Annotated in this window: 7 protein-coding genes and 1 pseudogene; 6 read left to right on the top strand and 2 right to left on the bottom strand. The window is 61.4% G+C overall.

The annotated features are described in order from the left end of the window. The 4 genes from AC19YT_RS27385 to AC19YT_RS27400 all read left to right on the top strand — a co-directional run. On the top strand, positions 1-1,145 hold a 1,145-nt coding region (locus tag AC19YT_RS27385; protein ID WP_500611329.1), incomplete at its 5' end, for an immunoglobulin-like domain-containing protein. 372 nt (positions 1,146-1,517) lie between these two features. Beyond that, complete coding sequence (locus tag AC19YT_RS27390) at positions 1,518-1,829, top strand: DUF6124 family protein (RefSeq protein WP_500600390.1); 312 nt, start codon at positions 1,518-1,520, stop codon at positions 1,827-1,829. Between the two features lie 410 nt (positions 1,830-2,239). Continuing rightward, positions 2,240-4,828: an autotransporter family protein gene (locus AC19YT_RS27395; RefSeq protein ID WP_500611330.1), complete on the top strand. Its 2,589-nt coding sequence runs from the start codon at positions 2,240-2,242 to the stop codon at positions 4,826-4,828. Positions 4,829-5,142: 314 nt separating this feature from the next. Further along, positions 5,143-6,150, top strand: a complete 1,008-nt coding sequence (locus AC19YT_RS27400; RefSeq protein WP_095109882.1) for an autotransporter domain-containing protein — start codon at positions 5,143-5,145, stop codon at positions 6,148-6,150. A 56-nt stretch (positions 6,151-6,206) separates the two neighbouring features. On the opposite strand, the gene glgB is transcribed toward AC19YT_RS27400, so the two are convergent. Beyond that, complete coding sequence (glgB, locus tag AC19YT_RS27405) at positions 6,207-8,435, bottom strand: 1,4-alpha-glucan branching protein GlgB (RefSeq protein WP_500611331.1); 2,229 nt, start codon at positions 8,433-8,435, stop codon at positions 6,207-6,209. 320 nt (positions 8,436-8,755) lie between these two features. Here glgB and AC19YT_RS27410 point away from each other — a divergent pair, with 320 nt between their 5' ends. Beyond that, the gene (locus AC19YT_RS27410) at positions 8,756-8,914 is read left to right on the top strand and encodes a hypothetical protein (protein WP_176465135.1); all 159 of its coding nucleotides are present in this window, start codon (positions 8,756-8,758) and stop codon (positions 8,912-8,914) included. A 685-nt stretch (positions 8,915-9,599) separates the two neighbouring features. Beyond that, entirely contained in the window at positions 9,600-10,463 is an 864-nt protein-coding gene (locus AC19YT_RS27415; RefSeq protein WP_500611332.1) for an McbB family protein, read from the top strand. A gap of 32 nt (positions 10,464-10,495) precedes the next feature. On the opposite strand, the pseudogene AC19YT_RS27420 reads toward AC19YT_RS27415, so the two are convergent. Beyond that, positions 10,496-10,610: pseudogene (locus tag AC19YT_RS27420) on the bottom strand (IS30 family transposase); the annotation flags it as partial.

The following is a 10,610-nucleotide window of genomic DNA, read 5'->3' on the forward strand; positions in this document are numbered from 1 at the left end:
GCATCCGCCTCGTCATGGCCGGCACACCCGGCGCGGGCAGCCCGACCATCGCCCCTAAACCAGGCGAAACCGACAAGACCGTCGAGTTCGATATCCCCGCCAGCGCCATCGCCGCCAATATCGGCAACAGCAACCAGAGCTTTACCCTCAAATACGAGGTCACGCGCGCTGGCCAGGTCTCGCCTTCGGGCACGGTGACCGTGACGGTGACACCGCTGCCAACCAGCGAGTTGGCCAAAACCACTATCCAGATCAACCAGGCCAGCGGCACCACCCTGGACCTCTCGGCCATCACCAGCGGGGCCACCGTGCGCATTGGGTCATGGCCGTTTATAAGCAACGGGTGCCCAGTGTGGCTGGAAATCAAAGGCACCAAGATGGATGGCACCCCTGCCAGCCTCACGGTCTGGAATGGATGGCCCGCACATACCAACCCCAACTGGATCAGCACAGGACAACACGAACAAGTGGTGGGGTATAAGCCATTCTTCGAGAGCCTCAAGGACGGCTCCCCCGTGGAGATGCACTTCAAGGCGTCATTGACCAGCCAGGGCGACGTTAACCGGGCCATCTGTTTTCCGGTCAAGACCTACACTCTGGTTCCCTTCACCCTGGCGCCTACCCAGATGAACTTGAATGGTATATCCATCAAAATTCCTGCTTGGCCCAGAACCGGGCTGGATTCAATCAACAATACCGCCACACGAGTGCCCACCGGTGGAGCACCGCCGTATAGCTATGCGTCAAGTAACCCCGCAGTTGCTTCCGTAGATGCGCAAGGCAAAGTAACCGGCAACACCAATGGTTTGGCGACGATACAAGTCACTGACGGGATAGGAACTTCTGGTTCGTATCCAGTAGCGGTGACGAATGTTTATCGTCTGCTTGCCCATGAGGCCCCTTTAACCCACCCAAAAGCAGTTGAATGGATGCACTCTCAGCCAAACACCGCACCCGCCGGATGGGAGGCCATTGGCGATATGCTTAGAGTCTATGGCTGCCCATTGCCATCCGTAACTAGAATCTATTGGGTATGTCTTCCGTATGGGCCTGGAGCAGCTCTTTTTTATCATATTGAGAAATGCAACTTAAATTACACTTCTGACTATGTCCAGATCCCCGCATGGTGCATACAACTTATTTAATTAAAAACAACAGAAAAAAGTACAAGTAATCCTACAACCCGATACGCCTGCAGTTTCTTGTTGTATTACTGCAAGTAGGGCGTTTTGCGCAGGGACTTGAGGGTTGTATTAAACCGAGGCAGCGGCTAACCTTCGCCAGCCGCTGCCAAATCAGCGGCCGGGTGTGGAAGCCCGTTGAAGATCTAGGCGCGAAGCGCCCATAGCCGAGTTGGCGCTTTTTTTGCGTCTGCTAGTACGTGTTATGGCAGCTGTGCGCGGGGCACTTTCGGGTGCGCCGGGTTCCTAGATCCCCGGTCTTCCACACCTGCGTACAGTTGCCACCCATCATGTGGAAGTGATGCTGGCAACTCCTTTAATTCTAGGAGCTACCCCATGCACAAAATCACCCCCAATCCCCCGCCCGCCCTCGACGAAGCCGCCATCCGCGCCATCGACCACTACCTAGCGCCCAAGGTCAGCGCACCGCCCTCGCCCCAGCTCTTCACCGTCGCCCCTCACATCGACCCCGAAACCCTGCTGGCCAATGCCTCGGAAACCCTGGCCTGCGCCAATGTCATGGCCAGCGACCTGGCCTTCGAACTCGACGGCTCGCGCCGCCGCGTGGCCCTGGCGATCCAGCAATTGCTGGAGCTGGGGCAGCTGCTGGTAGACCGGGCCCTAGACCAACACCCCACCAACCCCTGACACCCGCGCCCTCTATGAGAGCCTGCCAGCAAGGCGGGCCTTGAGGGCGCCATCGCTGGCAGGCCAGCTCCCACAGAGGCGCCGAGGCTAACGGCGCATCGCTGGTTAGTCAGCGTCCACAAAAAAGGCATCCACCCACCCTCTTTGTGCATGAGCCGGGGGTAGCTAGCGGCTTTGCGGGCGCCGCATACGCCATTTTATTTCCCTGCGCAACTGTCAGATCTGACAGTACCGCTGGTCAGCCGAGGCGCCAGCCATCGAAAAAACCACTACTACTTCAAGTGTCTGAGCCACAGACACCCTGCAAGTCATCAGTGCAGTGCCTTCAAACCGGATTAAGGCTTTTTTGATAGGCCGCGACAGCAGGGCATCCCGAGAAAGCCGCTCAATGCCAGGGGTCCGGACCTATCATGAAATACCCTGCTCGCTTACTGCCCTCACTCGCCACCACCTCCCTGCTCATGCTGTCGCCCCACGTTGCCCAAGCTGCGTGCACGCTGACGCCTGGGGCCGGCAACGACAACTTTGTTTGCGACAGCGGCACCAGCGGTGCCCTGACCGACCTGGCGGGCAATAACAGCCTGACGTTCCCCGCCAACGGCACCGGCAGCATCACTGGCAACGTCACCTTCGGCGCGGGCACCGACCGCGTGGAGATGAACTCCGGCGCTATCAACGGCGCCCTGAACATGGGTGATGGCGCCGACTCGCTGGTCATCAACGCCGGCACCATCACCGGCGCCGTGCAGCAGGGCAACGGGGTCGATGACTTCGTCATGAACGGCGGCACCATCGCCTCCCTGGCCCAAGGCGACAGCCGCGACACCTTCAACATGAGTGGCGGCACCATCACTGGCGCCTTCGAGGACGGCGATACGGCGCGCATGACCGCTGGCACCATCGGTCGTGTGGACATGAAGCTGGACAAGAACCGCTTTGAACTGTTGGGCGGGGAAATCCAGGGCAACCTGGTGACCGGGTTCGACACCGACACCATCATCGTCCAGGGCGGGCGCGTGGGCGGCAACATCAGCGTCAGTGGCGGCGATGACAGCATCAGCGTGCAGGGCGGCGAAGTGGTCGGGGAAATCCGCGCCAGCGCCGGCGATGACAGTTTCGTGTGGAGCGGCGGCCACATCCGCTCGCCCATCCTCATGGGCGAAGGCACCGACACCGCGCTGCTGCGCAACCAGACCGAACTGATCCTCAGCCTGGTGTCGCGCATCGACGGCGGCCCGGACGGCAATACGTTGACGTTCGAGAACACCACGTCCGCCGGAGCCAGCCGCTACATCAACTGGCAAACGGTGAACCTCACCAACGGCAGCCATTTTGACCTCACCGAGCCCTTTATCCTGGCGGCCACCGCGCCCTTCCCCGGCACGTTCAATATCCTCGGGCCGGTCACTACCCTGGCCCCCGTGCAGGGCAGCATCACCTCGCCGGACGGCACGGTGCCGATCACCGTCAACAACGAGGGGATCATCGACATGAGCAGCGGCAACAGCCGCACCAACGACAGCCTCACCGTGCACGGCAACTACGCGGGCAGCGGCGGGCGGTTGTTCGTCAACAGCGTGCTGGCCGGCGACGATGCGCCCAGCGACAAATTGGTGGTGGTCAACGGCACCCTGGGCGGCACCACGCAGATCAGCGTGAGTAACGTCGGCGGCGCCGGGGCCGAAAGCCTGCAAAACGGCATCCAGGTGGTAGAGGCCCAAGGCACCGCCAGCAGCGACCCTTCGGCCTTCAGCCTCAAAGACGGCAGCGTGTCGGCCGGGCCCTACGTGTACTACTTGTTCAAGGGCGGCGTCACCGCCAACACGGGCAACAGTTGGTACTTGCGTTCGGCCATCGTACCCGTCACACCGCTGCCGGGGGTGGGGCCGGAAGAACCCGGCAACCCTGGCAATCCTGGCAATCCTGGCAATCCCGGCAACCCAGGTAACCCTGGCAACCCCGAAGAGCCCGAAATCACCCTACCGGTCATCGCCCCCGGCTCCCCTCCCGTGCCCGTGGTACTGCCCGGCATGCGCCCCATTCCCCTGTATCGCCCAGAAGTGCCGGTATGGTCGGCGTTGCAACCCGCGGCAAACCTGCTGACCCTCTCGGCCCTGGGCACCTTCCACGAGCGTCAGGGCGAACAACGCCTGCTCACCGAGCACGGTGCCTTTGGCGCAGGCTGGGGCCGGGTGTATGGCAAGCAACTGGACCAGACCTGGGCCGGCACCGTGAACCCGCACCTGGACGGCTCGCTCAAGGGTTTCCAGGTGGGCAATGACCTGTACGGCACCGAGGCCGCATCCGGCATGAGCCAACGGGTCGGCTTCTTCGTCGGCCACACCCAGGTCAAGGGCGATGTGGACGGCTTCAACCAGGGCTTCGAGGGCCGGCGCGCCGGTAAGGTTGACCTGCAAGGCGACAGCTTCGGCCTCTACTGGACCCTGCTCAACCCGCAGCGCGCCTACCTCGATATGGTGCTGATGGGCACACGCCTGGACAACGACAGCCACTCCGACCGCGGTCTCAAGCTCAAAAACCGCGGCCACGCCCTCACCGCGTCGGTGGAGGCCGGCTACCCGATTGCCCTGGGCAAGCAATGGGAGATCGAGCCCCAGGCACAAATCATCCACCAGAAGGTGTCCCTGGACAGCGGCCATGACGGCGTGTCGCGGGTGGAGTTCGACGCCGACAGTGCCTGGACCGGGCGCCTGGGTGCACGCCTCAAGGGCCGCTACGAAGTCAGCGGCCTGCCGGTGGAGCCCTATGTGCGTGCCAACCTGTGGCACACATTCTCCGGCACCAGCAGCGAGACCTACGACAACCGCCACAGCATCAGCAGCCAGCAAAAAGCGTCGTCGGCGGATGTGGGCCTGGGCGTGGTGGTCAGCCTCAGCCACGCGGTGAGCGTCTACGCCAGCACCGACTACAGCCACGATATCGACAGCACCCAGCAAAAAGGCGTCGCCGCCAACCTGGGCGTGCGCGTCAGTTGGTAGCCCCCTATCGAAAGCCTCTGGAACGGGGCTTTCGACGCTTTTCATCTACAAACAGGCACTTAGGGTTTGCAGCCATTTCAAGGCCTTGGCGGGGCTAAAAAATAATCTTCAAAGCCATGCGCAGTTTCTTGACGCTTTGCCCGCGCTCTTCTTAGCTCAACCTTACTACCCCCGGTATTACCTCCCGGGGCCAGGCCCCCAACACCCGCGCCAGCGGGCCACCGGGCCTTGCCTCATTGAACTCGGTCGCCCCTCATTCGGGGTAGGAGAGACGCCAAAGCGAGAGACTGCATGCGATTGCAAGGTAGACCGCCATGAAAACCTCCTTCACTTCCCACGAGATCACCCTGACCTTCTGCACCCTGTCCACCTCCCTGCTGTTGGCCGCCCCGTTGGCCGCCCGCGCCGAGGGCCCGGCGAATGCCTGGTACGGCCCCGCCGCCCTGCCCACTGGCGAACCGGGCCTGGCCCCCACGTTGCTCATCGATAACGCCAGCACCTGGGAGCGCCTCTACGGCCGCCCCGCCCGGCAGGCCGAAACCGATTACCTGGCCTCGCAGTTCGCCGCCAACCTCCAAGGCCTGCTCAAGGGCCCGGCCCTTTACACCCGCCAAGCCAGCGACGGCAGCACCCAACGCATCGGCCTGCTGGGCGGTGAACGCCAGTTACTGAGCAACGGCAATGGCATCATCACCCGTCGTGCCATGGCCGATCCGCGCCGCGACACCCTCAACGTCCAGGGCCAGAGCCTGGGGGCGTTCTGGAGCCTGACCGGGGCCCAGGGCTGGCACGTTGACCTGAGCGCCAGTGGCGGCCGTGTCAGCGGCTACAGCCGCAACGAACAGGGCCAGCGCCAGGCCACCGAAGGCAACGCGGTGACCCTGTCGGTGGAAGGCGGTTTCCCCATCGGCATCGGCGACAACTGGGTGGTCGAACCCCAAGCGCAATTGATAAACCAACGCATCAGCCTGGGCACGCCCAACGCGGGCAGTGGCAGCCCTTCGTCCACCGCCCAGACGTCCTGGAGCGGCCGGGTCGGCGCCCGCCTGAAGGGGCGCTATGAAGTCAGCGGCCTGCCCCTGGAACCCTACGTGCGCACCAACCTGTGGCACACGGTGTACAGCGGCGACACCCTGACCCTGGACAAGGTCGACAAGATCAGCAGCAGCCGCAAATCCTCCACCGTGGAATTGGGCCTGGGCCTGGTGGCGAAGGTCTCGCCCACCGTCAGCCTGTACGTCAGCGCCGACTACAGCAGCGACGTGGACGACAACGACCTCAATGGCCTGATTGGCAGCCTGGGTGTGCGGATGCGCTGGTGAGCGGCCATCGCGCCTGTAGCAAGCGGGCCTGCCCGCTTGCCACCCCAACAGCGCCGTTACTGCGGGCGCAATACCAGCACCGCCAACGGCGGCAGGTTCAGCGCCAGGGACAGTGCCTGGCCGTGGCTCGGCACGGTTTGGGCCTCGACGCTGCCGCCGTTGCCGTAGTTGGACCCGGCGTAGCGCTCGGCGTCGCTGTTGAGCACTTCGCTCCACTGCCCGCCCAGGGGCACACCGATGCGGTAGCCCTCGCGCGGCACCGGGGTGAAGTTGGCCACCACCAGCAGCGGCCGGCCATCGGCGCTCCAGCGCAACCAGGCGTAAACGCTGTTGATGGCATCATCGCCCACCAACCACTGGAAGCCCTGGGGCAGATGATCCTGCTGGTGCAGCTCAGGCGCCTCGCGGTAGAGGCGGTTGAGGTCGCCCACCAATTGCTGCACGCCCCGGTGCTCGGGGTATTGCAGCAAGTACCAATCCAGTTGCTGGTCGTGGTTCCACTCGCGCCACTGGCCGAACTCGCAGCCCATGAACAACAGCTTCTTGCCCGGGTGAGTCCACATGAAACTCAGGTAGGCGCGCAGGTTGGCGAATTTCTGCCAGCGGTCGCCCGGCATCTTGTCGATCAGCGAATGCTTGCCGTGCACCACCTCGTCATGGGAGATGGGCAGGATGAAACGCTCGGACCAGGCGTACACCAGGCCAAAACTCAACTCGTTGTGGTGATGGCCGCGGTACACCGGGTCTTGCTGGATGTAATGCAGCGAATCGTGCATCCAGCCCATGTTCCATTTGTAGGCAAAGCCCAGGCCGCCCTGCTGGGTGTCCTGGCTGACCCCGGGCCAAGCCGTGGACTCTTCGGCGATCACCAGCGCCCCTGGCGCCTCCAGGGCCACCACGTCGTTGAGGTGGCGCACAAAATCGATGGCTTCCAGGTTCTCGCGCCCCCCGTGGCGGTTGGGCACCCACTCGCCGGCCTTGCGCGAATAGTCGCGGTAGAGCATCGAGGCCACCGCATCCACCCGCAGCCCATCGACATGGAAATGCTTGAGCCAGTGCAACGCCGAAGCCAGCATGAAACCGTGCACTTCGGTGCGGCCCAGGTTGTAGATCAGCGTGTCCCAGTCCTGGTGGAAGCCCTCCAGCGGGTTGCCGTACTCGTAGAGCGCGGTGCCGTCGAACTGCGCCAAGCCGTGGGCATCGGTGGGGAAATGGGCCGGCACCCAATCGAGAATCACCCCGATCCCGGCCAAGTGGCAGGCATTGACGAACCCGGCGAAATCCTGGGGCGAACCGAAACGCGCACTGGGCGCGAACTGGGACAGCGGCTGATAGCCCCAGGAGCCGCCAAAGGGGTGCTCCATGATCGGCATCAGCTCCACATGGGTGAAGCCCAGCTCCAGCACATAGGGGATCAGCCGCTCGGCCAATTCGCCCCAGCCATATTGGCGGGCCACTTCCCCCAGGTCATCGACCTCGCACTGCCAGGAACCGACGTGCAATTCGTAGATCGACAGCGGCGCCGTCACCGCTTGCGCCGCGCCGCGGGCCTGCATCCAGGCATCGTCTTGCCAGGCCATCGCCAGTTTGGGGGCGACCTTGGAGGCGGTGTCCGGTGGCAGCGTGGTGGCCAGCGCCACGGGGTCAGCCTTGAGCGGCAGGATGCCGTTGGCGCCGAGAATTTCGTATTTGTAGGCCTCGCCGGCCTGCAACCGGGGGATGAAAATCTCCCACACGCCGCTGGGGTGGCGCAGGCGCATGGGGTGGCGGCGGCCGTCCCACACATTGAAATCGCCCACCACCGACACTCGCCGCGCATTCGGCGCCCACACGGCGAAGCGCACGCCGTCGATGCCATCCACCTGGGTCAGTTGCGCCCCCAGGCAAGCGCTCAAGTCGCGGTGATTGCCCTCGGCGAACAGGTACAGATCCATCTCCCCCAGCAACGGGCCAAAGCTGTAGGGGTCTTCGCTGGTCTGCTCGCCACCGGGCCACTGGATGCGCAGCCGATAGCGCCCCGGGCTGGGCAGGTGGCCGACGAACAGGCCCGGCACGCGGCTGGCCGGCAAATCCGCGAGCACCTCGTCGCTGTCGCTGGCCAGCACCTGCACCGCCAGGGCATCGGGCAGGAACGCACGGATCACCTGCCCGCCCGCGCCATCGTCGTGAGGCCCCAGGATGGCAAAAGGGTCGGCATGCTCAGCCCGCACCAACGCCTCGATGTCCTTGGCCGTCGGCAACCACTTGCCCACGGATTGCCCCTGATCCCTGCTCGACACACTCATACCTGCACTCCGCTGTTCTGGGTCTTGAAGAAAGAGGAAAACCAGCCGCCACAAGGAACCCGGCAAGGTTAGCCGCTCACCCGCGATCTGCCTGCCCGTCCCCATGCAACGCCCGGGCCGTAACCCCACGGCCCGCGTGCGCACCATCATGCGCGCCGCCCTCGGCTCGTGGCGCACCGTCCTGGTGCCGCCGCCGATTAAGTTCCGAACCACAGCCCGCGGCAAAGTTCAGGCAAATATCGGCCAGCACCTGCACAAAAAACCTGAGCAAAACCCGCCGCCGCGCAGTCCACCGCAAAACCACCGCAGGAGAACCGCCCATGAACATCCCCATCCCCGCCGAAACTCCCGACCCCAACATCGACGACCCGACCCTGCCAATCCCCGACCCCGAGCCCATCCCGGAACAAGACCCACCGCCGCCCCAACAGCCCCCCGTGGGCGACCCACCGCCGCAGGAGCCGCCGGTGCGGGTGTAAAGCGAACTCACTCACCAGCACGCCACAACAGGATGATGACCAAAAGCCAGCATCCTGTTGCGCACCATAACCGTTCGTCGAGTTTCGACGAAGATTTAGCCCACCCAACTGCAAGTAAAAATCCAGAAAAAAGAAAAAACCTACAGAGTCTTGCTCACAATAACGACAGATACCTGCACACTTGGAAATACGCCTTCCCCGATTGAATAATCTGCGCTAAAAAAACAGCACTCGCCAACGTAAGACAAGTGCATTTTATATGTGATCTTATTCCTACAGACCGAGATAATCGCCGAACTTGCCACTGACCCGTTCAGCAACTAAATAAGGAATGTCACCTAGAGCCTAGAATTTAAGTGACATAAGAAAACCCCGAACTGAAAAATTGAACTGGAAACAAGATCATGAGCAACTCAACTCTTGGCGATGTGCTGTTCAACTTTAACGAGAAACATAATTCAGGTGCCGGCGCCTATATGGCGGGAGGCACAGGTAGCGCCGGAGGCTGTGGTGGAAGTGGCGGCTGTGGCGGGGGCGGAGGCTGTTCAGGGGGCAGCGGAGGTTGTGGTGGATGCGGTGGTCACAACGCCGCACACAATGACGCAACTGAGCCTGAGAAAAAATAAACAATAGAGCCATAAAGGTTTTTCCGGATGATCCGGAAAAACCTTAAGGAGTCTGCATCATGCGTTTATCCATGAGCAACTATGACATCCTGAACCTAACGCATGACGCATTGGTCGTCTCGGACAGAGGGATTTCAAAAATCAGTTCACCGCCCTTACTGAACGCACTCTCCCGTTTAAAAAACTATTCCACCATCACACGATCGGAACTGGATGAAATACTCACAGAAAATGGCCTTAACCCGGAGACCGCCTATACATTTTTGGAATCCGCCATCAGCATCAGACCGGCCTACGCGCCGCACTTTGAAAAAGTGTTCATCATCCACGACTGGAAAGGCGCTATCGATTTGGAAAAGCTCCTCAGGGAAGAAATAAAAACCCCACTGGAGTTTCACAAACTACCGTTCACGCCGAGCGCCGAGACGATTGAACCAAATAAAAAATACTATATCCTAATCATTCCAGACCACTACAACTACCACCAATTACATAACCTGCACTTCAGCCTAGCCAGCCAACTACCTGAAAGCGCAATAAGTGTATGCCATCACAGCTGCAACAGTTACCACATCAGCCAGCCTTATATACCTGCAATAGGTAACCCCTGCCACTTCTGTAACATTGGCAGGATGATCCATTACGAAAACCAACACACCAGTACCCAATCCTGGTCAAAACTACTCACCTTCTGTGGCGAACGGCGCATCCCCATACCGAACAAGCGCCTATCACTTCTTCAAGAAGCATTGGTACTAGGAGCCTTGATTAAAAAGATAGGAATCATCAGCCACCCTGGAGACAACCTCTGCTATCAGGACAATATCCTGCAAACCACGCTCATTGACTTTAATAACAACCATATCGATGAATATACGCCGCCTCACTGGCACCTCTGTGACTGCCTGAGGATACCAAGATGAAAAACATACCCCATGACTACTACCTCCTGAATTCAACACATAAGTGCAACGCTCACCCCTGTATGCACTTCGTACGGCGTCTTCCAGCCCAAGCGCTTGCGCGGGCGTAGATTGATCCTCGCTACTGTCCGATTGACGGCTTCGACG

Source organism: Pseudomonas sp. MF08875, from assembly GCF_059862525.1.